Origin of the sequence: Hyphomonas pacifica (assembly GCF_000682675.1) — a bacterium.
In the GTDB taxonomy this organism is placed as follows: domain Bacteria; phylum Pseudomonadota; class Alphaproteobacteria; order Caulobacterales; family Hyphomonadaceae; genus Hyphomonas; species Hyphomonas pacifica.
On sequence record NZ_AWFA01000045.1, the window covers coordinates 108,842 to 131,136 of the forward strand.

Annotated in this window: 22 protein-coding genes and 1 pseudogene; 11 read left to right on the forward strand and 12 right to left on the reverse strand. The window is 58.9% G+C overall.

The annotated features are described in order from the left end of the window. The first annotated feature begins 109 nt into the window (after positions 1 to 109). Together putA and HY2_RS13130 are read left to right on the forward strand one after the other, a co-directional pair. Complete coding sequence (putA, locus tag HY2_RS13125; protein WP_034828313.1) at positions 110 to 3,244, forward strand: bifunctional proline dehydrogenase/L-glutamate gamma-semialdehyde dehydrogenase PutA; 3,135 nt, start codon at positions 110 to 112, stop codon at positions 3,242 to 3,244. Between the two features lie 10 nt (positions 3,245 to 3,254). Then, entirely contained in the window at positions 3,255 to 4,115 is an 861-nt protein-coding gene (locus HY2_RS13130) for a DUF3298 and DUF4163 domain-containing protein (protein ID WP_081815056.1), read from the forward strand. A gap of 3 nt (positions 4,116 to 4,118) precedes the next feature. Here the strand turns inward: HY2_RS13130 and HY2_RS13135 are convergent, their stop codons facing one another. Next, on the reverse strand, positions 4,119 to 4,433 hold the full coding sequence (locus HY2_RS13135; RefSeq protein WP_034828318.1) for a hypothetical protein: 315 nt from the start codon (positions 4,431 to 4,433) through the stop codon (positions 4,119 to 4,121). A gap of 47 nt (positions 4,434 to 4,480) precedes the next feature. Here HY2_RS13135 and HY2_RS13140 point away from each other — a divergent pair, with 47 nt between their 5' ends. Further along, entirely contained in the window at positions 4,481 to 5,689 is a 1,209-nt protein-coding gene (locus tag HY2_RS13140) for a serine hydrolase domain-containing protein (protein ID WP_081815057.1), read from the forward strand. Positions 5,690 to 5,797: 108 nt separating this feature from the next. Here HY2_RS13140 and HY2_RS13145 read toward each other — a convergent pair whose 3' ends face one another. Both HY2_RS13145 and HY2_RS13150 read right to left on the reverse strand, forming a co-directional pair. Further along, complete coding sequence (locus tag HY2_RS13145) at positions 5,798 to 6,232, reverse strand: PaaI family thioesterase (protein WP_034828320.1); 435 nt, start codon at positions 6,230 to 6,232, stop codon at positions 5,798 to 5,800. Continuing rightward, on the reverse strand, positions 6,232 to 6,714 hold the full coding sequence (locus HY2_RS13150; protein WP_051595017.1) for a PaaI family thioesterase: 483 nt from the start codon (positions 6,712 to 6,714) through the stop codon (positions 6,232 to 6,234). The genes HY2_RS13145 and HY2_RS13150 overlap by 1 nt, the downstream gene beginning before the upstream one ends. 91 nt (positions 6,715 to 6,805) lie before the next feature. Between HY2_RS13150 and HY2_RS13155 the strand changes: the two genes are divergently transcribed. The 7 genes from HY2_RS13155 (at position 6,806) to HY2_RS13185 (ending at position 13,567) form a co-directional block, all read left to right on the forward strand. After that, on the forward strand, positions 6,806 to 8,137 hold the full coding sequence (locus tag HY2_RS13155) for a flavin-containing monooxygenase (protein ID WP_034828322.1): 1,332 nt from the start codon (positions 6,806 to 6,808) through the stop codon (positions 8,135 to 8,137). A gap of 31 nt (positions 8,138 to 8,168) precedes the next feature. Continuing rightward, positions 8,169 to 8,861 (forward strand): M23 family metallopeptidase, encoded by a 693-nt coding sequence (locus tag HY2_RS13160; protein WP_051595018.1) that lies wholly within the window; start codon positions 8,169 to 8,171, stop codon positions 8,859 to 8,861. Between the two features lie 74 nt (positions 8,862 to 8,935). Continuing rightward, on the forward strand, positions 8,936 to 9,625 hold the full coding sequence (locus HY2_RS13165) for a DUF6498-containing protein (RefSeq protein WP_034828324.1): 690 nt from the start codon (positions 8,936 to 8,938) through the stop codon (positions 9,623 to 9,625). 59 nt (positions 9,626 to 9,684) lie between these two features. Then, on the forward strand, positions 9,685 to 10,311 hold the full coding sequence (locus tag HY2_RS13170) for a TetR/AcrR family transcriptional regulator (protein ID WP_034828326.1): 627 nt from the start codon (positions 9,685 to 9,687) through the stop codon (positions 10,309 to 10,311). A gap of 73 nt (positions 10,312 to 10,384) precedes the next feature. Next, the gene (locus HY2_RS13175) at positions 10,385 to 11,419 is read left to right on the forward strand and encodes an alpha/beta hydrolase (RefSeq protein ID WP_034828328.1); all 1,035 of its coding nucleotides are present in this window, start codon (positions 10,385 to 10,387) and stop codon (positions 11,417 to 11,419) included. Further along, positions 11,416 to 12,390, forward strand: a complete 975-nt coding sequence (locus tag HY2_RS13180) for an NADPH:quinone oxidoreductase family protein (RefSeq protein ID WP_034828329.1) — start codon at positions 11,416 to 11,418, stop codon at positions 12,388 to 12,390. Before HY2_RS13175 ends, HY2_RS13180 begins: the two co-directional genes overlap by 4 nt. Before the next feature lie 37 nt (positions 12,391 to 12,427). Next, positions 12,428 to 13,567: a zinc-binding dehydrogenase gene (locus HY2_RS13185; protein ID WP_034828331.1), complete on the forward strand. Its 1,140-nt coding sequence runs from the start codon at positions 12,428 to 12,430 to the stop codon at positions 13,565 to 13,567. Between the two features lie 6 nt (positions 13,568 to 13,573). On the opposite strand, the gene HY2_RS13190 is transcribed toward HY2_RS13185, so the two are convergent. The 8 genes and pseudogenes from HY2_RS13190 to HY2_RS13225 form a co-directional block, all read right to left on the reverse strand. Beyond that, the gene (locus tag HY2_RS13190; RefSeq protein WP_051595019.1) at positions 13,574 to 14,296 is read right to left on the reverse strand and encodes a nucleoside/nucleotide kinase family protein; all 723 of its coding nucleotides are present in this window, start codon (positions 14,294 to 14,296) and stop codon (positions 13,574 to 13,576) included. Further along, positions 14,297 to 15,094, reverse strand: a complete 798-nt coding sequence (locus HY2_RS13195) for a YbaY family lipoprotein (protein WP_034828333.1) — start codon at positions 15,092 to 15,094, stop codon at positions 14,297 to 14,299. Positions 15,095 to 15,134: 40 nt separating this feature from the next. Continuing rightward, positions 15,135 to 16,036: pseudogene (locus HY2_RS13200) on the reverse strand (SDR family oxidoreductase). A 74-nt stretch (positions 16,037 to 16,110) separates the two neighbouring features. Next, complete coding sequence (locus tag HY2_RS13205; protein ID WP_034828335.1) at positions 16,111 to 16,635, reverse strand: CC0125/CC1285 family lipoprotein; 525 nt, start codon at positions 16,633 to 16,635, stop codon at positions 16,111 to 16,113. A 72-nt stretch (positions 16,636 to 16,707) separates the two neighbouring features. Continuing rightward, entirely contained in the window at positions 16,708 to 17,088 is a 381-nt protein-coding gene (locus HY2_RS13210; RefSeq protein ID WP_051595020.1) for a hypothetical protein, read from the reverse strand. A gap of 18 nt (positions 17,089 to 17,106) precedes the next feature. Continuing rightward, a complete protein-coding gene (locus HY2_RS13215; RefSeq protein ID WP_051595021.1) occupies positions 17,107 to 17,943 on the reverse strand; it encodes a mechanosensitive ion channel family protein in 837 nt (278 codons plus the stop codon). A 29-nt stretch (positions 17,944 to 17,972) separates the two neighbouring features. Then, positions 17,973 to 19,115 (reverse strand): mechanosensitive ion channel family protein, encoded by a 1,143-nt coding sequence (locus HY2_RS13220; RefSeq protein ID WP_051595022.1) that lies wholly within the window; start codon positions 19,113 to 19,115, stop codon positions 17,973 to 17,975. Positions 19,116 to 19,183: 68 nt separating this feature from the next. Next, complete coding sequence (locus HY2_RS13225) at positions 19,184 to 19,942, reverse strand: hypothetical protein (protein ID WP_162173290.1); 759 nt, start codon at positions 19,940 to 19,942, stop codon at positions 19,184 to 19,186. Between the two features lie 272 nt (positions 19,943 to 20,214). Between HY2_RS13225 and HY2_RS17500 the strand changes: the two genes are divergently transcribed. Next, positions 20,215 to 20,547 (forward strand): HU family DNA-binding protein, encoded by a 333-nt coding sequence (locus HY2_RS17500; protein WP_034828414.1) that lies wholly within the window; start codon positions 20,215 to 20,217, stop codon positions 20,545 to 20,547. A 58-nt stretch (positions 20,548 to 20,605) separates the two neighbouring features. Here the strand turns inward: HY2_RS17500 and HY2_RS13240 are convergent, their stop codons facing one another. Next, entirely contained in the window at positions 20,606 to 22,219 is a 1,614-nt protein-coding gene (locus tag HY2_RS13240) for a cisplatin damage response ATP-dependent DNA ligase (protein WP_034828339.1), read from the reverse strand. Between the last annotated feature and the right edge of the window lie 76 nt (positions 22,220 to 22,295).

The window sequence follows — 22,295 nt, forward strand, 5'->3', positions numbered from 1 at the left end:
GGTTTGGCTTAATGAGAGGCAAAAATTGGCCCGGATTCGCCTTTTGCGGATTAAAGCCTAGTGTACTTAGCTCTTACACCATTCACACATACGCTCATTCAGGAATTATATGGCTGACACGCTTGCTTTGGAAAAGATCGACTGGAACTCCCTCGACGACATCAAATTTGCCGATGAAGAGGCGCTTCTTGAAGATCTGCTGAAACAATCCCCCCTTTCTGACGATCTGCGCCAGGCCACGATGCGGCGCGCACTGGATCTGGTCGAAAAGGCGCGCCAGCAGGACAAGAACAAGGGTATGATGGAGAGCTTCCTGGAGGAGTTCGGTCTGTCAAATGCCGAGGGGCTGGCACTGATGTGTCTGGCAGAGGCCTTGCTTCGCGTGCCGGATGCCGAGACACGCGACGAACTGATTGCCGAGAAGATCAGCTCCGGTGACTGGAGTGCACATATGGGGCAGTCGGATTCGTGGCTGGTCAATGCGTCCACCTGGGGGCTGATGCTGACAGGTCGTGTTATTGGCGTGCCGGCCAGCCTGAAAAAGGGACCGGGAAACTTTGTGCAGGGCCTGATTCGTGAGAGCGGTGAACCGGTCATTCGCGCCGCAATGATGCAGGCCATGCGGATCATGGGCGAACAATTCGTGCTGGGGCGCAATGTGAAGGATGCGCAGAAACGCGGTCGCCGAATGGTGAAGGCGGGCGAGGCCGCGCATTTCAGTTTTGACATGCTTGGGGAAGGCGCCCGCACGGCCAAGGATGCCGAGCGCTACCTCAAGGCCTATCAGACCGCAATTGATGCCGTCGCCGCCGATAAGGACCCCTCTGTCCCGCCGGAACAGGCCAATGGCGTCTCGGTGAAACTCTCCGCGCTACACCCACGCTATGAAGCGGTGAATGAAGCGCGCGTCATGGAAGAGCTGTATCCCGATGTGCTGGAGCTCTGCGAGCGCGCCGCCAAGTCAAACGTCAATCTTTGTCTGGATGCAGAAGAAGCTGATCGCCTGGTCCTCAGCCTGAAAATTCTCGAGCGCTTGGCGCGCGAACCCTCGCTGAAGGGCTGGAACGGCCTCGGCCTTGCCCTGCAGGCGTATCAGAAACGTGCCGGCACGGTGATTGATCTGCTTAAGGAACTTGCCGGGCAGACCCGCCGCCGCTTCATGGTGCGCCTTGTGAAGGGCGCCTATTGGGACAGCGAGATCAAGCATTCGCACGTCGAAGGTTTCCCGAACTTCCCTGTATTTACCACGAAGAACGGTACGGACTTCCATTACATTGCCTGCGCGCGGAAGATGCTGGAAGCGTCCGGTGCGATCTATCCGCAATTTGCCACGCACAATGCCCACTCCGTCGCGGCGATTGAGCAGCTGGCGGACGATATCGGCACCACGGCATTTGAATTCCAGCGTCTGCACGGCATGGGCGAAGCGCTCTATGCGGCGGCGGATGCAGGCCGCAAGGTCCGCGTCTATGCCCCGGTCGGCGCCCACCGCGACCTGCTGCCCTATCTGGTGCGCCGCCTGTTGGAGAATGGTGCCAATACCAGTTTCGTGCACTCCTTTCTCGATCCGGACGTTCCGGCCGAACAGGTTGTGGCTGACCCGATCGTGAAGGTGGAAGTCGGCCCGCGCCGTCACCCGCGCATCCCGACACCGCCGCGCCTTTACGGGCCGGACCGGCGCAACTCCTCCGGCATGGATATCAGTCAGAATGCTGTCCGCAAGCAGCTGGCCGCAGCCGTCAAATCCTTCCGTGACAGCCCTGCGATTTCTGCAGGGCCGATTGTCAACGGCAAGGCAGAGACAGGCGGCGGCGACATGGTACGCGTTCCGTTCGACACTGAAATCGTGCTCGGCTCCGTCAAGGAAGCCGACGAGAAACAAATCGACCAGGCTCTCAAATCTGCGGCCGGCTATCAGGTTGGCTGGGATCGTCTCGGGGGGGCAGAGCGCGCCAAGCATCTGCGTGCCATGGGTGACATTCTCGAAGAGAACATGACGCGCTTGATCGCGCTTATGGCCCGCGAAGGAGGCAAAACGCTCGGCGACGGCGTGGCTGAAGTGCGCGAGGCGGTTGATTTCTGCCGCTATTACGCCAAGCAGGCCGAGGCGGAATTCACCGGCGCGGTCCGCCTGCCGGGGCCGACAGGCGAGACCAACCAGATCTCCCTGCACGGACGAGGTGTCTTCTGCTGCATCAGCCCGTGGAACTTCCCGCTAGCCATCTTTACGGGCCAGATCGCGGCCGCACTGGCCGCCGGCAATACGGTCGTTGCCAAGCCGGCTGAGCAAACACCGCTGATCGCGTTTGAAGCCGTGAAGCTGTTCCACAAGGCGGGCCTGCCGGTAGAGACCCTGCACCTTCTGCCGGGCCGCGGCGAGACAGTCGGCTCTGCCCTGATCAAGGATCCCCGCGTCTCCGGTGTCTGCTTCACGGGCGGTACCAGCACGGCACGCATCATTGCCAAGTCACTGGCAGATCGCGACGGACCGATCATTCCGCTGATCGCGGAGACAGGCGGTTTGAACGGTTTGTTCGTCGATACGACGGCGCTGAGGGAGCAGGTGATCGACGACATCATCGTGTCGGCCTATGGCTCGGCCGGGCAGCGCTGCTCTGCCCTTCGGGTCGCATTCTTGCCGCATGATACGGCCGACATGCTGATTGACGGCCTGATCGGCGCAATGAACGAACTAAAGTTAGGCGACCCGGCCGATCCGGATACAGATGTCGGCCCGGTCATCGACCAGGAATCCCGCGAGATGCTGCAGGACTACCTGACGAAGATGGAGAAAGAGGCCAAAGTGCTTCACCAGATCCCGGCGGGCAAGATTGGTGAGACTGGCTATGGCTTCGGCCCGGCGTTGATCGAGCTGAAATCCCTTGATCAGATCACGGAAGAGAAATTCGGCCCGATCCTCCACATTGTCCGCTATGATCCGGATGATATTGATGAGGTCGGTGCGGCGCTGAAAGCGAAAGGCTATGGCCTGACACTGGGCATCCATTCACGTCTGGACAGCTTCCAGATCGAAGTGCGCGATGCCGTGCCGGTCGGCAACACCTATGTGAACCGCTCCATGACCGGAGCCGTGGTAGGCGTGCAGCCTTTTGGCGGCGAAGGCCTCTCCGGAACCGGGCCAAAAGCAGGTGGACCACACTACTTGCATCGTTTCGCCACAGAGCGCACTCTTACTGTGAATATCACGGCACAGGGAGGCGACACCGAACTCCTCAGCCTCTAGGGAGACCGGCATGAAGACACTCGCAATGGCTACGCTCGCAGGGGCCCTTCTTCTGGCAGGCTGCCAGAAGAAGGTGCGGGAACTGCCCGATGCGGGCGAAGCTGTTGCAGGCCAAGGCGATGATTATGACGGCTCAGTCGATGTCACGGCCATCGAAACCCTTGCGGATCTGCCGCGTGAAATTCTCGTCGATGATGAGTATCTGAAGGCAGAGGTCACCTTTGATGAGGGCCTGTTCCAGAAGGCACCCGCCATCGCGATGGATGTGGTCGACAGCGCGCAGATCCGCATCGAGGCCATGCTGGCCGATGCCAAGGCCTACAAGGAAGCCGATCCGGACTATTTCCGGCCCTATGTCGTGCGCGTCCAGTGGAATGTCGTGGCAGAAGCCGGCAATGTGATGAGCCTTGAGGGCTTCATCTATACCTTCACCGGCGGCGCGCATGGCAATTACATGACCGATGCGCGGCTTTATGATTCCCAGACGGGCCAGCCCATGCGGCTCAGCAATTTCTTCCTTCAGCCGCAAGCGACAATCCGTGAGCACATGAATCTGGTTTGGCAGGAGATTGCCGAGCAGAAACAGCGCAAGGCTGGCGGTTCAGGCCAGCTGGAAACATTTGCTGCCGAGGCCGCTGAACTGGTCAATGCAGACAGCATCCTCGCAGGGGAGGTGAATTTCGTGCCGTCCACTGTGCCTGGAAAATTCGGTGGCTATGTCGTGCATTTTGCGCCCTATGACATTGGGGCGTATGCGGAGGGAGCCTATCACATTACGGTGCCGCAATCGGCCTTTCGGGACAAGCTGAAGCCTGAATATCTGAACCTGTTTGACGGGCAGCCTGCCCCCGTTGAGCGTATGGGGGACTAGCTGCTACTTCTTCACAAGTGTGCAGCCCATGCCAGGTTCGTATCGAGCTTCGGCCTTTACGAGGCCGCCCAGCACGCTGGCGCGAGTCACATTGTTCTCATCGCTGAAAGTGATGGCGCTGACATCCACGGTGAAGTCGTTGCGGCAGCTTTCCATCTCCCGCTCGCCAATGTGCAGGCAGGAGCAAACCGTCTTGGCACCATAGGCCGTGGCGACACGTGCAAAGGCCACCTGATCCTTCAGCCAGAATTGCCAGACAGCGCCGCCAATGACGGCCAATGTCACCGCGACAATCAAAAGTGCTTTGACGAGTTTCATCCCTTGCCCCTAATCTTTGACACAAAGAGTAAGGGAGAGCGGGCAAGATGGGCAAGTTTTTCGTGTGCAGCAGATACGTTAAATCAGGATTGGCAGCGCTGGGCCTGATGCTGGCGCCGGGCCTTGCCAGTGCGGAACCACTTGTGCGGCTGCCGCCCCAGCCGGACGAGCTCGCCTGGCCAACAAGTGGCTGGGAGACGGGAGAGATGCCGGCGGAAACGGCGATCCTTGTCCAGCCCGTCATTGACCACGCCATGGCAGGTGAACTGGCCGATCCGATGGGGGAGACGCGAGCGGTCGTTATCATTCATCATGGCAAACTGGTTTTCGAGACCTATCGCGAGGGCTTTGGGCCGGACACCAAGCAGGTCTCCTGGAGCATGGCGAAGTCGATCACCTCCTCGCTGGTCGGGCGGGCGGTCAAGCTGGGCCTGATTGATGATCTGGACGCCCCCATGCCAACACCGTTTGCAGCAGGCGATCCGAGGGCGGAAATTACCTGGCGTCAATGGCTGACCATGACGGACGGGCTCGACTATCTGGAAATCGGCGCAACTGATCTGAGGACGAATGATGTTGTACAGATGATGTATGGCCCCGGTCGCTTCGATGTCTTGCAATATGCGCAGGATAATCTGCCACCCGTGCACACGCCGGGGGCTATGTGGAACTATTCCACGGCGGGCTTTCATCTGATCGGCCATGCGCTGCAGCAGGTCAGCGGCGCGGCGAGCTTCACGGACTGGTTCGATCGTAATCTGGCAGACCCCATCGGCATGGATGCGGTAATCGAATATGACACAGCGGGCACCTATCTCGGCGGGTCGCTCGTCTGGGCGTCTGCACGGGATTTTGCGAAATTCGGCTATCTATATCTGCGTGACGGCATGTGGGACGGGCGGCGCCTGCTGCCGGACGGCTGGGTGGATTTTTCTCGTACCGACCCGGAAGACACAGACGCGAATACTTATGGGGCCGGTTTCTGGCTGACGCCGTCAGCCAACCCTGTGCCGGCCAGTCAGGCTGCGCACTCGCCGCCCTATGATGCCTTCTCCGCGCAGGGCCATGAGGGCCAGACCATCTGGATCGTGCCGAGCCGGGATCTGGTCATCGTGCATCTTGGGCTGATGGACAATGCGGGTGAAAACTGGCCGCATCTGTATGAGTGGAACCAGGAAATGGCGCGGGCCTTTCCGCCCATCGCTGCGGACGCGAACGCGCCGGAAGAAACAGAAGCAGCAGAACAGCTCCAATAGAATGGGGCTTCGATGGGGCTGTTTGGGCCTCTTTCGGGTTTCTTTTGGGATAGTTTAGGAGCTAAGTTCAGGGGTGGGGAGGCGCGGCTTGTCCACCCCCAAACTTGTTTAATCGCCAGCCACCATGAAGTGGGCCATTAGCGTCGTAACGGGTTTTTCGCGCTCGTCCTGCCAGGCTTCGGCGCGGACCGAGCACATGCGCCGGCCCATCTTGGTGATCTCGGCGCGGGCATAGAGATCCTTGGCATGACCCTGGCGCAGATAGTCAATTGTCAGATTGATCGGTCTTGGCGGACGGGCCAGATGTTCCGTCACCAGGAAGACCTGTGCCTGTGATGTCAGCTCCAGGAAGGCGCCAATCGCCCCGCCATGGATGGCCTTGATCATGAAATTGCCGATCAGCTTGTCCTGAAAGGGCATGATCATGGTCATCTCGTCGCCCATGACTTCGCAGCGCAAGCCCATTTCCTGGGCCAGCGGTGTGCGGGCGATGAAGGCGCGCACTTCGTCAGCGCGGGTCAGTTTCATGTCTTCCTCTTCCATCAGCCCATCCTCGCAATGCTTTCCGCAGGGCGCGGCTTGTTGATGGCGAAGGCACCGGCTGCGGTGGCGATCACCTTGTCGCGGCTTTCATGATAGGCCCAGGCGCGCGTGAAGCAGATGTTGCGCGTGGTGTGATAGCATTCGGCTTCGCCAATGATGTCACGGCCTTTTTCTGCCGGTCGCATATAGTCGATCCGCAAATCCAGCGTTGCCACAAAGCGCGGTTTGGAAAGTGCCGAGCTGGCCGCCGTGCCGGACAGATTGTCCAGAAACGCGGTCAGCACGCCGCCATGGATCACGCCCGTATCCGGATCGCCCACCAGGCGCTCCTTCCAAGGCTGCAGCCCCCAGGCATGACCTTTCTCGATGCGTGTGAACCGGAACGCCATTCGGCGACCCCATGGAATACCGCCGCTGATCATTTCTATGTTTTCTTTCATCAGCTCCCAAGGTTCGGGGGCTGACGCGGGGTCATTGCTCATTTTGGCCCTCATTCGTTTGACGAGTTGTTTTGCCCCGATAACATCATTGTCAAAAGAGCAAAAACAAACAGCTCATCTGGAGGAAGAGAAAATGGCATTCGACAGTGCCTCAAAACCTAAGACCTGCATTATTGGCGCGGGCTGTTCCGGCTTTACCATGGCCAAGCGCCTGAAGGATTATGGCCTTCCATATGATTGTTTCGAGATGTCGGACGATATCGGCGGCAACTGGTATTACAAGAATCCGAACGGGGCCTCTTCCTGCTATCAGTCCCTGCATATCGACACATCCAAATGGCGCCTGGCCTTTGAGGATTATCCTGTCCCGGAGGATTGGCCGGACTTCCCCCACCATGCCCAGCTGCTGCAGTATTTCCATGATTATGTGGATCATTTCGGCCTGCGCGAGACCATTACATTCGATACGGCAGTGACCAATGTGGCAGATCTGCCCGGTGGGCGCTGGAAGGTGACGCTGTCTACCGGGGAGACCCGGGAATATGATGCAGTCGTTGTCGCCAATGGCCATCACTGGGATCCGCGCATGCCGAAATATCCGGGCGAGTTCGATGGCTATCAGGTACATTCCCACAATTATACGGACCCTTTCGAGCCCTATGACTTCCGCGGCAAACGCGCCATGGTCGTCGGCGCAGGGAACTCTGCCATGGATATTTCCTCGGAATTGTCGCAACGTCCGCTGGCGGAGAAGCTGTTCATTTCCATGCGCCGCGGTGTTTGGGTGATGCCGAAATATATGGATGGCCAGCCAGCCGACAAGGCGGTGTTGCCCTCTTGGCTGCCCTCCGGGATCGGACGGGCACTGGCCCGCAAGAAGATCAAGAAGACCATCGGCATGATGGAAGATTACGGCCTGCCCAAGCCGGATCATGAGCCGCTGGACGGGCATCCGTCTGTCTCCGGGGAATTCCTGACGCGGGTCGGGTGCGGCGACATCATTCCTAAACCGGGCATTGAGCGGTTGGACGGTGATGGCGTCGTATTTACCGATGGCACGCGGGAAAAGGTGGACGCGATTGTCTGGGCAACCGGCTATAATGTGACCTTCCCCTTCCTGAAGCAGGGTGATTTGACGCCGAAGGAAAATGTCTTCCCGCTCTACAAACGCATGGTGAAGCCGGGTCGGGAGACGATCTTCTTCCTGGGCCTTGCTCAGCCCCTGCCAACGCTGGTGAACTTTGCTGAGCAGCAGTCAAAGCTGGTCGCTGCCGCCCTGAATGGTGATTATGCCTTCCCATCGGAGGCAGAGATGGAAAGCATCATCGTCGAAGACGAGAAACGGCATCTCGGCCACTTCTATGACAGCCCACGCCACCGCATGCAGGTGGATTTTAACGCTTATTGCAAAGACTTAATGAAAGAGATTGATCGCGGAGCGAAACGCGCCCCCGTTGTTGCCTGATATTAACCGTATACAGGGCATAAGGGCAGGCATGTTTCGTTTCCTGCCTGCCCTTATGCTGATGGTGCTGACTGCCTGTGCCACGCGAGCGCCGATAGATATACGTAATGCGCCTTCGCGCGGGCCTGTCACGCAGACACCGGCAAGCCCGCCCGTAAGGGCCGCGCCGCAGGGCACATTTCAGCCAAATGCCTATTTGCGCGCCTGCTATGGCATCCGGGTGTCGAACTCGCCGCTGGTGGATGAAGATGGCTGGGTGCTGAACTACAAGCCGATTGTCGTGGTCAATGGCATGCCGCTGGCGGCATCCCCGGCCAATGATGTGTGCCTGACCTCCGGCTTCGGCCAACGTTTCAGCCGACGCCATGATGGCATAGACCTTCAGTCGCGCCCAGCAGGCACGATTTACGCGACCGCGCCGGGCAGGGTGATTGAGGCGCGCGTCTCCACTGGCTATGGCAACATGGTGCTGGTTGACCATGGCAAGGGCGTCTACACTCGCTATGCACATCTCGCTTACATTCAGCCGGGCGTTTCGGCCGGAAAGCATATCGGCTTCGGCCAGCCTGTCGGCATGATGGGGGCATCCGGCAATGCGTCCGCAGTTCACATTCATTATGAGATTCTACTGGGTGACTATAACAATCCTCGCGGCTCAAAAGGCCTGACCCCCCGTGACCCGTTCTCGTTTCCACCTTATGAGTATGCGCAGGCTTACGAATAGGCAGACGCGATAGGGGGACGTATCGTGACATCAGACTGGATGACCGGGGCGGCGCCCGGAAGGCGCGGCGCTGAATGAAGCGTTTCTTCGATCCTGAACTTGTCCTGCGGACCTATCGCAATCCGTTGGCCTGGCTGGTGCTGACGGTCGATCTGCTGCCGATCCTGGCGATTGTGATCTATGGCTGGGGCGCGGTGCCGCTGGTGGCGCTCTACTGGCTGGAGAATTTGGTCATCGGTGTGATGACCATTCTGCGGATGATCGGAACGGGCTTTACCAGCCTGCTTAATCTGGCGGGCCTGGTTTTCATCATTCCCTTTTTCATCTTCCACTATGGCATGTTTTGCTACGGCCACGGCCTGTTCATCCGGTCCATGTCCGGCAAGGGCATGTCGTCAGGTGGGGAGGACCCGCTGGGCCTGGTGCAGTGGGCGCTGGGGTCAGGGCAGGGGATGGCCTGGTTCGTCGGGGCGATTCTGGCGGTGAACCTGATGCTCTATGTCAGCGACTATATCCTCAAGGGGGAGTTCCGGGACGCAGATCTCGGCAGCGAAATGTTCGCGCCCTATGGCCGGATCGTCACCCTGCATGTGGCTATCATCCTTGGCGCTTTTCTGGCCATCGGGCTGGGCCAACCGCTTCTGGGAGTTTTGCTGCTGATCATTCTGAGGGTCGTTTTCGGCGTGATTGTTTCCATGCTTCGCCAGTTTAAACGTGAGGCGGGTGGAGACCGCACTGCAGATGCCCTCGCGCAGGGCGTGTAAAAAGTTGACGCATGGTGACACTCTGGTCATGATGGTGCGATCCCGCTCAGGAAGTCCCCATGACAGCACCCGCAAAAATCCTCCCGTCCCCCTCCGGCAAACGTGCCCGTTCGAAAGCCGCCAATCGGCGCGCCATTCTGGATGCCGGCCGTCATGTATTTGCCCGGATCGGCTTTGAGGCCACCACTGTGCGCGACATTATCCGGGAGACGGAGCTCGCGGCGGGCACGTTCTATAATTACTTCAAGTCCAAGGAAGAAGTATTTGAGGCGATTGCCGAGGATTCCGCCCATCGCTTCCGCGCGCATCTTAGCGATGTGCGCGCTACGGCAACGGACTTCGAGGCCTATGTCCATGATGCCTTCCGGGCCTATTTCGGTTTTATCGCCCAGGAGAATGAAGAGGCGATCCGCAATGGCGCACCGCACTTGGCACTGATTGGCGTGCGCGTGGATACGCCGGAAATGCTGGCTGTTGCAGAAGAGATCCGTCTGGACCTGGAACATGTGCTGTCCAGGGATGAGGGACCGAAACTCGATACGGCGTATCTGACGGCTGCTGCAATCGGCATTGCACGTGAGATGGGCGATCATATGCTGACGCGCCGTCCGATTGATGTTGACGGGGCCACACAGTTTGCCGCGTCCATGCTGCTGGGCGGAGTTCGAGAGATTACCGCAAAGTAAAGCTGTACCAGCCCTTGGCGGATGTGCCCTGGCAGGTCTAATCTTCCGGTTCTTGGAGCACAGGGAGACTGGCATGGGCCTGCAGCAGATGATCACCAAGCTCATTTTCAAACTGCCAGACGGCATTCTGGTTCGCATGGCGGGCGGCGAGCCTGTTCAGATACGTGGACGGGTGCTGGAGCCGCAATTGCAATTGGTGGCCTGGAATGGCCGTAACGCGCCACCCTTGTCTTCGCTGCAGCCGGAAGTTGTGCAGGCTGCCGTAAAGGAACAGCTGGATTCGATGGCCGCACCGCTGGAGCCAGGTGTGAAGACCGAGGATTTCTCCATTCCCGGCCCGGACCGCAACGAGATTCCCGTCCGCCTTTATCGGCCCGAGACGCAGGACCCGAAAGCGCCTTTGCTGGTCTATTATCATATGGGTGGCGGCGTGATCGGCGATCTGGAGACCTGCCATGCCTGGTGCTCGATTCTCGCCTCTGTTGTGAAATGCCCGGTCCTCTCGGTTGATTACCGGCTGGCACCTGAGCATAAATTTCCGGCGGGCCTTGATGATTGTATCCAGGCCTATGAATGGGGTGTGCGCAATGCCGGGAAATATGGCGCACCAGAGGGCATGGCAGCCGTCGGCGGTGACAGTATGGGCGGCAATTTCTCCGCCATTATCAGCCAGGAAATGCAGCGCGAGCACAAGCCGCTGCCCGCCTATCAACTGCTGATCTATCCGGCCGTGGATCTGGTGGAGGATTATCCCTCCCGCAAGGATTTTGGCGAAACCTTCTCCCTCAGCACCGACACGATGAACTGGTTCATGGACCAGTATCTGCCGGAAGGCTTTGACCGGTCAGACCAATTGCTGTCCCCAGCCCAGACGGGAGAGCTGGAAGGCCTTCCGCCTGCTATCCTCGTTACAGCAGGGCATGACCCGCTGTGCGATGAGGGTGATGATTATGCCAAGCGACTGAAAGCGGCGGGCGTGCCGGTGAAGCACAAATGCTTTGAAACCCTGCCACACGCCTTCACGGCCTTTACCGGCTTCTCGCCGGGCTCGCGCGCTGCCTGTCTTGAAATTGCCGACATGGTTCGCGAGACCGTTGCCCGTCTATGAGAGCGCTTGTCTGTCATGAGCTGACGGAGGATTTTTCAGGTCTTGGCGTCGCAGAAATTGCCCGGCCCGAGCCGGGGAAGGGGGAGGTGCTGGTCCGCGTGAAGGCGGCCAGTGTGAACTTCCCGGACTTGCTGATGAGCCAGGGCAAGTATCAGCTGAAACCGGACCTGCCCTTCATTCAGGGCATGGAGTGCGCCGGAATCGTTGAAGCGGTCGGGGAGGGCGTTGAAGATTTCGCGCCGGGCGACCGTGTGGCGGGCGGCAACAAGACCGGGGCTTTTGCAGACTATACCGTCCTGCCAGCATTGGGCCTGACCCGCGTGCCGGAGGTTATGGATTTTGCGGAGGCAGCGTCTTATTCCGCCGCCTATTTGACGGCCTATGTGGCGCTGGTCCGCCGGGCCAATCTGCAGCCGGGCGAGACATTGCTGGTGCACGGCGCAAGTGGCGGCGTTGGCATGGCCGCGATTGATGTCGGCAAGCTGCTCGGCGCGACGGTGATCGCAACATCTGCTTCCGATGCAAAGCTCGACAAGGTGCTGGAACATGGCGCCGACTATGTGATCAATGTCAGCCAGGGCTTCCGGGACAAGGTAAAGACGCTGACCGGTGGTGCGGGCGCGGATGTGATTTTCGATCCGGTCGGCGGCGACGTGTTTGACGAGAGTGTGCGCTGCATCGCCTTTGACGGGCGGCTTCTGGTGATCGGCTTCACATCGGGACGAATCCCGGAGGTGAAGGTGAACATGCCCCTGATCAAGGGGTTCTCCGTGGTCGGTGTGAGGGCGGGGGAGTATGGCCGCCGTTTTCCGGAGCGCGGCAAAGAGAATGTGCAGGCCATCTGGAAATGGGCGGCGGAAGGCAAGACTCATCCGCGCATCCATGCCAACCTGACATTGGACGCGTGGCGTGAAGCCTACCGCTTGCTGACGGACAGGGAAGTCGTCGGCAAGGTCATTATAACTCCCTGAAAAATCAGATATTCAAACGCTTAGAGAGGAATACCCAATGGCTGACCAACTCCCCGAGACAAGCCTGCAGATCCGCACGCTGGTGACACCGGAAGGCAAGCTCGAACTCTCCCTCGAAGAGGCGCCGGTGAAAACTCCCGGTCCGGATCAGGTGCTGGTGCGCGTTGAGGGTACGCCGATCAACCCGTCTGACCTTGGCCTCCTCGTCGGCGGCGCGGATATGTCGACCGCTATGCAGGGCGGCACGAAAGACAGCCCCACTATTTCGGCTGATGTGCCGGCAGGTGGCCTGCGCGCCATGAAGGCCCGCCTCGGCCAGTCTCTGGGCGTGGGTAATGAAGGGGCAGGCACCGTGATTGCGGCGGGTGACTCCCCTGCGGCGCAGGCACTGCTTGGCAAGATGGTCACCTGCCTGGGCGGTAACATGTATCAGCAATATCGCACACTGCATGTTTCACAATGTATGGCCCTGCCGGAGGGCACCACGGCGGAGCAGGGCGCATCCTGCTATGTGAACCCGTTGACGGCGCTGTCCTTTGTCGAGACGATGAAAGCAAAAGGGCATTCCGCTCTCGTGCACACAGCTGCCGCATCGAATTTGGGCCAGATGCTGAACAAGATCTGTCTCAAGGACGGCGTGCCGCTCCTCAATATCGTCCGCAAGAAAGAACAGGAAGACATCCTGCGCGGCATCGGGGCGAAACATATCGTCAATTCTTCCTCAGACACCTTCATGGAAGACCTGATCAATGGTCTCGTTGAGACGGGTGCCACGATGGGCTTCGATGCCATTGGCGGCGGTCCGCTTGCGGGCCAGTTGCTGATCGCGATGGAAGCAGCGGCCAATCGCAAGATGAAAGAATATTCCCGGTACGGATCCGGCACCGAGACACAGGTCTACATCTATGGCCGGCTGGACATGTCGCCGAGTATCGTGCCGGCCGGTGTCGGCTTTGCCTGGAATCTCAGCGGCTATCTGCTAACGCCGTTCCTGGAGAAGGCAGCCCCGGAGGTGCGCGAACGGATGCACAAGCGCGTAATCGACGAGTTGAACACGACCTTTGCCAGCCACTACACGAAGAAGGTCTCCCTCGCCGAAGCCCTCGATCTGGAGACGCTCCACGCCTACAATGCCAAGGCAACGGGCGAGAAATATCTGATCACGCCAAACGCCTGATAAAGACTAGCCGATCCTGTCATGCGTTATGCGGATGGCATGATCGGCATCTTTCAGGACAACAATATCCGCCGTCTCGCGGAGCGGGGCAATATGCTGCCGCAGATTAGGCAAATTAATCTGCTCCCAGACGGATGTTGCAAAGGCTAGAAGTTCCGGTTCAGACATGTGCAGGAAATTGGCGTAGAAAGAAGACGGATCTTGTCTTGCTGCGTTCCAATAGCGCACAAAGCGTTCCAGAAACCAGGTCTGCAGATTGTCTTCCGTCGCATCCAGATAGATCAAGATGTCCGGCTCCCGGTCATGACGTGGCGGCGGAGAGAGCGGGCGAAAGCCAAGCCCTTCCAGGATCAATATGTCCGGCTGGGCGATGGTGCGCGTCAGAACCGGGTCAACATCATAGGTCACGTGACTGTAGATTGGGAAGGCGGCTTCTCCGGCGGCAAGCGCTTCCAGAGCGTCGCCCATGGCTGTCAGATCATAGGTTTCTGGAAAGCCTTTGCGCAGGGTTTGTCCGCGCTCTTCCAGAATGGTGTTGGAAAACAGGAAGCCGTCTGTCGAGATTGTTTCTGCACGGTGAGTCTTGTCGAGAATGGCCTCGATCTCACCGGCCAGTGTTGTCTTGCCGGAGGCGACGGAGCCAGTGATCCCAGCTACGAGGCTCTCCGTTTCGCGCTTCAGCTCCAGCAGTCGCCGGGCAAGCGCTTCGGTGCCGTTGCGCCTGTCCATTCACCAGCGACGTGCCAGAAGGCTTTCGCCGTCATCTGTTTCAAGAATGAGCGCGCCTGTCTGGTCAAAGGATAATTCTGTAACGCGGCTCAATATGTCCGTGAACCGGTTTTCCTGATCCATCTGTGCTTCGCTGCACATGCGGTGTGTCAAGCTCAGCAGACCGATCGCGAGATCACTTCCGGTCTGCTCATATTTGCCGGTATAACGGTTACAGGAAGCCTCTCCGCTCACCGTATCATCAGCGCCAAACTTTATGGAAACGCGGGCATAATCCATGACGCCGCTTCGATTGATGTCTTCGACGATCCACTCCTCTCCCAGCAGGGCAGAAGAGGGCACAGAGGATACCGCAGCACTGACCAGCAGCAGTGTGCCGATATTGATATCCCCATTGTCGGCCGCAATGGGGTACATCGTATCTGTCGTCCACAGAAGGTTCCCTTCCGGATCGCTGATCGTTGCGCGCAGAGTGTAGCTCATCCGCGGCTCAAGCGCAGTGGAGTCATAGATCAGGGTGAACGGGATCGGCACTTGCTCCGTGCCGATCTCGATCTCTTCTGCCGCGATCAGCGTGGAGGACGCATCCGCCAGCGACACATCAATAAGGGTCACTTCCGCCAGGCTGCCGGGGATCAGGGCTATCCGTTCCCGATAGGTCAGCTGTCCTGTGATCACATGTTCCGTAGCCCTTTCTGGCCCGGCGGCTGGCCCGCTGACGATCCTCGCCGCAGGGGCCACGCACGCGCACAGTGCGCTGGCCGCGAGCAGGCTGGTCAGGCAAATTCGTCTGGACATGTCGATCATCCTCTCCATGGTATCATATCGAGGTGGCAGTCTACACGGTCCGTTTCGCTTTGTCTTTCGCGTTCGTAGCTTCGATAGCGTCGCGCGCGGCCTGCCATTCCTCATCGCCCCACGCCGTCAGCTGGGCAAAATTGCCGCCGGTGGCGTTATAGGCGGCCCCGTCAATCGCGATGGTCTGGCCGTTCACATATTCCGCCCCGTGCGCCATCAGAAACACGGCTAAATTGACCAGTTCGTGCATTTCGCCGACACGGCCCATCGGATTGGAGACGCCGGAATCCATGCGCTTTGCGCCTTCTGCGTCCGGGGCCAGGCGCTTGGACATGCCTTCGGTGGGGAAGGGCCCCGGCGCGATGGCATTGAAGCGCAGGCCATAGCGGCCCCATTCGACGGCCAGCGATTGCGTCATCGTGTTGACGGCGGCCTTGGACATGGCGGAGGGTACCACGAACGGCCCGCCATTCCAGATCCAGGTCGTCAGGATGGAACATACGCTGCCCTTGTCACCGGCCTTGATCCAGCGCTTGCCGATGTCCTGCGTCATGTAGAAACTGCCGCGAAACACGATGTTCGAAATTGCATCAAAGCCGCGAATGGACAAGTCTTCGGTGCGGCTGATGAAATTGCCGGCGGCATTGTTTATAAGGCCCGTCAGCGGGCCGTGCTGGGCCCAGATCTGGTCATTCATGTCACTGATGGCCTCGGCCACCCGGTGTCACAGGCATGCGGCACGACCTTGCCGCCATGCTTGCCTATCAGCTCGGCCGCGGTGTCTTCGCAGACCTGTCCGCGCCGTCCGCAGATATGCACTTCCGCGCCGAGCTTCAGGAAGCCTTCGGCCATTTCCTTGCCAAGACCTGTGCCGCCGCCCGTAATGAGAACGCGTTCGCCCTCCATCAGGCCGTCGCGGTACATCAGTTTTGTTATGTCCATGAAATTTCCTCCCGGATGTACAGTCCAGGAGGATGATAAGGCGCTTGCGACAACTGCAAAGCTGTCACGCAGGGTCAGTCTATCGTGGTCCTCAAATTTGCAGCCGTTTCGACGGCGTCATAGGCGCGGGAATTGCCTTGCGGCTTCGGCCCCTGATGGATCACCATTTCCAGAGTATGGCTGTAGATGACGCGTGTTTCGGTTTCGATATCGCTACGGCGCACATCGACCGGATAGCCGCGCGTCGTGCAGCCCAAGAGGCCGCAGTCGCGGCGTAGTTCGGGGCGCGTGGTTATATCCTGGTCCGCCAGACGCTGCTGCGTTTTCACATCGCCAGACGTTTCGTCGCCTACGATTTCAAACCAGTCGCCGCCATGCTCCATGGTTACTTCGGCGGCGCGCAGCAAGGCCATGTTTTGCACTTCTGCCGAGGTCTGTGCGGTATCGCCTCTATAGGTGACGCGGTATCGGTTCGCCTCTATAACCTGAGAGGAATAGCCTTGTCCGTCATCTGTCAGGGCAGGGCGATAGTCGGGCGATGAGGCGCAGGCAGTCGTGATCATCAGGCCGCAAAGGGCTAGAATCAGAGAATATTTCATATGGGGCTCCTGTCCCGTTTCCAACAAGTCTACGCAGATACCGCAGAGGGGTTCCCGCGCCCCGAAATGACCCTATTTCCGAAACGGCAGGCTGATCATCCGCCAGAGCACCCAGAGCGGCAATACAATTGTTGCGCCTGCCAAGGCTGGTTTCCAGAAATTCTGCAGCGCCCACCCAAGCGCTGACACTGCCGTCCGCGCGACATTCATGATCGCTTCACCCGCATTCACATCCGGATTGGTCGGATCGAACTGCGAGGCCAGTACGAAAAATCCGACCAGAATGCATAGGCCAATCAGCTTCAGACCGCCCCATATGGAAATGCCGAACAGCCGCGCCAGCAAGGGGCGCGGTTGAGGTTTTTCTACCGCCTGGCTTGCCTTGGGTTCCGGCGCCGGAACCGGCTCGACCGTGACTTCAGGCAATTCGGAAGAAGGCGGAGGGGGGGGCATTTGGCTTTCGATCTCACTCTAGTCATTGGCGGCTTTTTTCTGGATTTCCACCTGATGCGGGTACGGAATAGAGATGCCTTCACGATCAAAGGCCTCTTTCACCGCTTTGGTCAAATGGAACTTCACATCCCAGTAGTCGTCGGCCTTCACCCAGCTGCGGCTGGCAATGTCGACAGAGCTGTCACCCAGATTGACTACTTTCACGAAGGGTTCCGGGTCGCTCAGGATACGGGCATCAGCTTCGATCACACTTTTGATGATGTCGATGGCCTTGTCCATGTCGTCATCATAGTCGATGCCGAAGGTGACGTCTGCCCGGCGCGTATCGTAGCCGGAATAATTCTCGATCACACCATCAATGGCCTGGCTGTTGGGCATCAGGATCTTCACATTGTCAGGCGTGGCGAGCACGGTCTGGAACAGGTTGATGTCCTTTACAGTGCCACCGACACCTGCGGCCTCGATATAGTCTCCCAGCTTGTAGGGGCGGAACAGCATGATCATGACCCCGGATGCGATATTCCCAAGCGCGCCTTGCATGGAAAGGCCTATGGCCAGGGTGAGCGCACCAAGCACAGCAACAAAGCTGGTGGCCTGAACGCCAAAAACCTGCAGAACGGCAATGAATACCGCTGCCATCAGGCCCCATCGAACAAGCGATGAGAAGAAGTTCCCGAGCGTATCGTCAATGCCTTCGCGCTTCAGCGCCTCCTTCCGCACCGTCCCTGACAGCCAACCGGCAATGCGCAGGCCAATGATCAGGACAACAAGCGCGCCAAGCACTTTCAGGCCGAAGCCGAGAATATAGGGTGAGTATTCAGCCCACAGAGCGCTAGGGGTAAGGTCTTCTGGCATGCCGGTCTCCTGTATGGGGATTAGGGTATCTAGGTTTCAATATCATTCGTTTTAGGCAGGTCAGTCGGCTCAACATCCGGCTGAGGGTGCGGGCGATACGCCATGTTGACCTGATGCGGGAAGGGAATTGTGATCCCTTCGCGGTCAAAGGCTTCTTTCACGCCCTTGGTGATGTCCGCGCGGACCTGCACGAATTCCGGAGTGGCAACAAAAGCCCGCAGACGCAGGCGCACGCTCCAGTCTGCCAGGGTATGAACGCCCACCCAGGTTTCCGACTTGGCCAGAACCCGCGGATGATCATTCGCAACAGCCAGCAGAACCTGAAGCGCATGGTCCATATTGTCGTCATACGAAATATCGAAATAGAGGTCGAGGCGGCGGCGCGTCTGGCGCGTGTGGTTGACCAGCGGATCGGCCCATACCTTGTCATTGGGGACCGATACCGTCTTGTTGTCGATCTGCCGGAATGTCGTTCGGAAGGGCGTGATGTCGGAAATCTCGCCTTCCATGCCGGCCAAGGTTACATAGTCCCCGATGCGGAAGGGGCGGAACAGAGCCAGCATGACGCCAGCCGCAACCGCCTTCAGCGTATCCTGCAGGGCCAGGCCGATCGCCAGCGCCGCGCCGCCGAGCAATGCGGCAAGAGAGGCTGTCGGGAAGCCGAGCTGGGTCAGTGCCAGGACAATGGCGATGGCAAAGATCAGGTATTTCAGAAGCGAGGCGGAGAAAGCAAACAGCGTGTCGTCTGCGCCATGATGGGCATGTGCCTTGCCGCCAAAGGCGCGCATGGAGCGGGCCACCCAATTGGCGAACATCACAGCAATGACAAGAATGGCCACCGCTGCAAAGGCGCCGGGCCCACGTTTGTCTATGATGGCTTCCCAGTCATATCCGGCCAGTCCAAGGGGCAGGGGAGACATGAAGATCAGCGCGAAGACCCGCGCAATTGAGCTGGCCACATCCCAGCTGGACCCTTCAAAGGATTTGTCTTTTGCCGTGGCTCGCTTGCCGACCAGCATGATCAGGTATTTTACCAGACCCGAGACAAGCCAGATCACGATACAGGCGAGCAGGACCAGCCCCCATTTCTCCATAAAGGGCCATGAAGACGACAGCCAGACAGGCCAATTAGTTGTATCGATGTCTGGCAAGGTGAGGTGTTCTATGTCCATGAGGAGGCCGGATCTTGATCTATGTTTGGCTGTAAGAGAGCGTCAGTTTGTGTGGCTTGTCCAGTTTTTCAAATGGTCGTGACTACGCCGTCTGCCCCCCGAAACAGGCGCAGGGAAAGGATCACGACAAGAACAATCCCGCTTGCGATGGCCAGCCAATGCATCTGTGTCTCCATCCAGTTGTTCAGGATGATGCCAATCACACCCCAGGCTAGTGCGATGAAGTACCACCAGCTGCGGCTGATATAGCGCGCGAACATCCACGCGGCTATGCCTGCGGTGATCAGCGTGGTCCATAGCATGTTCCAGGGCAGGTCAGTCGGCCCAAGATCGGTGAACCTCCGGATTGTCAACGGAATGGAAATGGCGACAGCAACACTGATCCAGCCTGCCAGAAGACATGTCGTCATGTCTGCCAATGCCTTGATTGGGCTCCAGCCGGTTTCACGCAGGCGGTCCAGTCTGTACGCTGCCAGCCAAGCCATGATGGCGATAGGAAACAGAAGAAGGAAATTCAGCGGCTGGTAAGCGATGAGTTGTGCGCTGATCATCCAGATCACATTGAAAAGGCCAGCGAGCGCCAGAGGCTTTGCCACATGGTCCATCCAGGGTTCGCGCTTCTGCCAATAGGCCAGGCCGAACAGGAAATATGTCAGGAAGATTACGCTCCATATGGAAAAGAAAAGCGGCAGGGGCTGTTCCGGCGCGGTGATGCCGCGTGTGGCATTTCCAATTGGCGTGCCAATTCCAAAGGCAGGGGCAAGCGCCCCGGACAGGGGCTGCAGTAGGCCCAGCAAGATGATGATCAGAGACAGACGTTTTTCCATGCTCGTCATATGTGCCTGAATTTCCAGGTGGCAAATAAGTTACGGCTGAAAAAAGTATGATGCCATCGGGTGAATTTGCGTTATACGCCGCCGTCTCTGCGGAGACTCAATAGAGGAATTTGCTCATGGCAAAGAAACCTGTGGCCAAGAAGGCCGCTGCGAAACCGGCCGCTGCTAAAGCGGCTACCACGGCGAAAAAGCCAGCTGCGAAGCCTGCTGCTGCGAAAGCTGCACCGGCGAAGAAAGCTGCTCCTGCCAAAAAAGCTGCACCAGTGAAAAAGGCCGCTCCGGCCAAAGCTGCTGCTGCCAAGGCTGCGCCGAAAACGGCAACGACAACGACCCTGCGTCAGATGTCTGTCGAAATCGCAGAGGCTCATGGCCTCACGAAGAAACAGTCCGAGGAAATCTTTGCGGACATGGCTGACCGGATCACGAAGCGCCTCAAGAAAGGCGAACGTATCCGCATGAACGGCCTCGGCACGCTGGAAGTGCGCAAGCGCCCGGCACGCATGGGCCGCAACCCGGCAACGGGTGAGTCCATCAAGATCAAGGCGTCGAAGAAAGTTGCCTTCCGCGTTTCCAAGGAACTGAAAGAGTCCGTTTAAGGATTTCTTCTTCCGTACCAAATTTCAAAGGGCCGGGCGGGTTTCTGTCCGGCCCTTTTTATTGCGGCAGCATCGCCTCCAATGTTTCCAGACGGTCGGCCTCTTCGGCGGGTTTGTCCCAGCGGATGCGGTTGATACGCGGAAAGCGCATGGCAATGCCGGATTTGTGGCGGGCAGATCTCTGCAGGCCTTCGAACGCCACTTCAAGTACAAGCGACGGTGTGACTGAGCGTACTGGGCCAAACCGTTCAATCGTGTTGTCACGGACGAATTTGTCCAATTGTTTCAGCTCCTCATCGGTAAAGCCGAAATAGGCCTTGCCGACCGGGGTGAGCCGCTCTTCGCCGTCTTCATCGCGCCACACGGCAAAGGTGAAATCTGAATAGAAGCTGGATCGGCGCCCATGGCCGCGCTGAGCGTAAAGCAGAACAGCGTCGACGAGATACGGGTCACGCTTCCATTTGTACCAATAGCCTTTCACCCGGCCGGGCAGATAGGGGCTGTCCCAGCGTTTCAACATCAGGCCTTCAATCTCCGGGGCAGGGGGCTTCATACGGTGAGCATCCAGCGCCTCCACCGTCGTGACGGGTACGAGGGGCGACAGGTCGAACCGCGCACTTTCCGCGCGGGTGATGAAGGTTTCGAGGCGTGCGCGCCGTTCCCGAAAGCTCAGCTGGCGGACGTCTTCCTCGCCATCTTGCAGCAAATCATATGCGCGGATGAAGGCGGGGTGTGTCTCCATCTGCTTTTTCGAGACGGTCTTGCGGTTCAGCCGTTGTTGCAGCGCATTGAATGGCGCGACGCTTTCCCCGTCCTCTGCGCGTACCAGCAGCTCGCCATCAATCGCGCCTTCGAACTCCATCGCCGCCAGCACATCCGGGAAGGTGTGGGAGATGTCGTCCCCTGTGCGGGTATAGATGCGTCGCACACCGTTTTCGGAAGTGGCCTGTACGCGGATACCGTCATACTTCCATTCGGCGGCGAAGGCCTCCGGTGTGATCAGTGCCGGATCGACCGCATCCGGATTGTCCCGGTCAGCTTTCGCCACCAGCGGATGAGCCAGCATGACCGGTCGGAAGGGCGCGCGGATGTCTGGTTCCGGCCTGTCTGTCTTGCCTTCCAGCCAGGCAAACAGGCTCTCATAGGGCGGGGCGAGGCCGTGCCAGATCTCTTCAATTTCCGTCACGTCGACGCTGCCGAACTCGGCCAGCGCCAGCTTTGCCAGCCGCGCGGATACACCGATGCGCAAGCCGCCGGTGATCAGCTTCAACAGTGCCCAGCGGCCTGTCGGGTCCAGCCCGTCTAGCCAGCCAGCGACCAGACGCTGCGCTCCTGGCCGGGTGGCCTCCTCCAGCGCTTCGACAATTTCCGACAGAGGCGGCGACCGGTTCGCGCGCCGTTCTGTCGGCCAGACAAGGCTAACGGTCTCGGCCATGTCGCCGACATAGTCATAGGACAGGCGGAAGAGTTCCGGGTCCATCCTGTCCGTGATCAGCTCGCGGATTGCGGCGGGCTTGATGCTTTTCAGGTCCAGATCCCCGGTCAGCGCACCAAGGGCATAGCCGCGGTCCGGGTCCGGCGCGTGCCGGAAATAGGAGACCATCAGGCGCAGTTTGCCATTGCGCGACGGGGTGAGGACAAGTCGGTCCAGAAGTTCGGCAAAGGCCTGCATGGGTAATAGATAGGGCGGGACAGGGCCGGTGTGTATCCCTTTATCTGCCCCTCACCTCCCACCACCTTTGGCGGTT

Bases quoted from the DNA above. Each gene is read 5' to 3' on its own strand.
- HY2_RS13180 (WP_034828329.1), top strand. From the start codon at position 11,416: ATGAGAGCGCTTGTCTGTCATGAGCTGACGGAGGATTTTTCAGGTCTT.
- HY2_RS13195 (WP_034828333.1), bottom strand. From the start codon at position 15,094: ATGTCCAGACGAATTTGCCTGACCAGCCTGCTCGCGGCCAGCGCACTG.
- HY2_RS13240 (WP_034828339.1), bottom strand. From the start codon at position 22,219: ATGCAGGCCTTTGCCGAACTTCTGGACCGACTTGTCCTCACCCCGTCG.
- HY2_RS13155 (WP_034828322.1), top strand. From the start codon at position 6,806: ATGGCATTCGACAGTGCCTCAAAACCTAAGACCTGCATTATTGGCGCG.
- HY2_RS13185 (WP_034828331.1), top strand. From the start codon at position 12,428: ATGGCTGACCAACTCCCCGAGACAAGCCTGCAGATCCGCACGCTGGTG.
- HY2_RS13135 (WP_034828318.1), bottom strand. From the start codon at position 4,433: ATGAAACTCGTCAAAGCACTTTTGATTGTCGCGGTGACATTGGCCGTC.
- HY2_RS13165 (WP_034828324.1), top strand. From the start codon at position 8,936: ATGAAGCGTTTCTTCGATCCTGAACTTGTCCTGCGGACCTATCGCAAT.
- HY2_RS13170 (WP_034828326.1), top strand. From the start codon at position 9,685: ATGACAGCACCCGCAAAAATCCTCCCGTCCCCCTCCGGCAAACGTGCC.
- HY2_RS13145 (WP_034828320.1), bottom strand. From the start codon at position 6,232: ATGGAAGAGGAAGACATGAAACTGACCCGCGCTGACGAAGTGCGCGCC.
- HY2_RS13160 (WP_051595018.1), top strand. From the start codon at position 8,169: ATGTTTCGTTTCCTGCCTGCCCTTATGCTGATGGTGCTGACTGCCTGT.
- HY2_RS13225 (WP_162173290.1), bottom strand. From the start codon at position 19,942: ATGGAAAAACGTCTGTCTCTGATCATCATCTTGCTGGGCCTACTGCAG.
- HY2_RS13140 (WP_081815057.1), top strand. From the start codon at position 4,481: ATGGGCAAGTTTTTCGTGTGCAGCAGATACGTTAAATCAGGATTGGCA.
- HY2_RS13210 (WP_051595020.1), bottom strand. From the start codon at position 17,088: ATGCCCCCCCCTCCGCCTTCTTCCGAATTGCCTGAAGTCACGGTCGAG.
- HY2_RS13190 (WP_051595019.1), bottom strand. From the start codon at position 14,296: ATGGACAGGCGCAACGGCACCGAAGCGCTTGCCCGGCGACTGCTGGAG.
- HY2_RS13215 (WP_051595021.1), bottom strand. From the start codon at position 17,943: ATGCCAGAAGACCTTACCCCTAGCGCTCTGTGGGCTGAATACTCACCC.
- putA (WP_034828313.1), top strand. From the start codon at position 110: ATGGCTGACACGCTTGCTTTGGAAAAGATCGACTGGAACTCCCTCGAC.
- HY2_RS13205 (WP_034828335.1), bottom strand. From the start codon at position 16,635: ATGAAATATTCTCTGATTCTAGCCCTTTGCGGCCTGATGATCACGACT.
- HY2_RS13175 (WP_034828328.1), top strand. From the start codon at position 10,385: ATGGGCCTGCAGCAGATGATCACCAAGCTCATTTTCAAACTGCCAGAC.
- HY2_RS13130 (WP_081815056.1), top strand. From the start codon at position 3,255: ATGAAGACACTCGCAATGGCTACGCTCGCAGGGGCCCTTCTTCTGGCA.
- HY2_RS13220 (WP_051595022.1), bottom strand. From the start codon at position 19,115: ATGGACATAGAACACCTCACCTTGCCAGACATCGATACAACTAATTGG.
- HY2_RS13150 (WP_051595017.1), bottom strand. From the start codon at position 6,714: ATGAGCAATGACCCCGCGTCAGCCCCCGAACCTTGGGAGCTGATGAAA.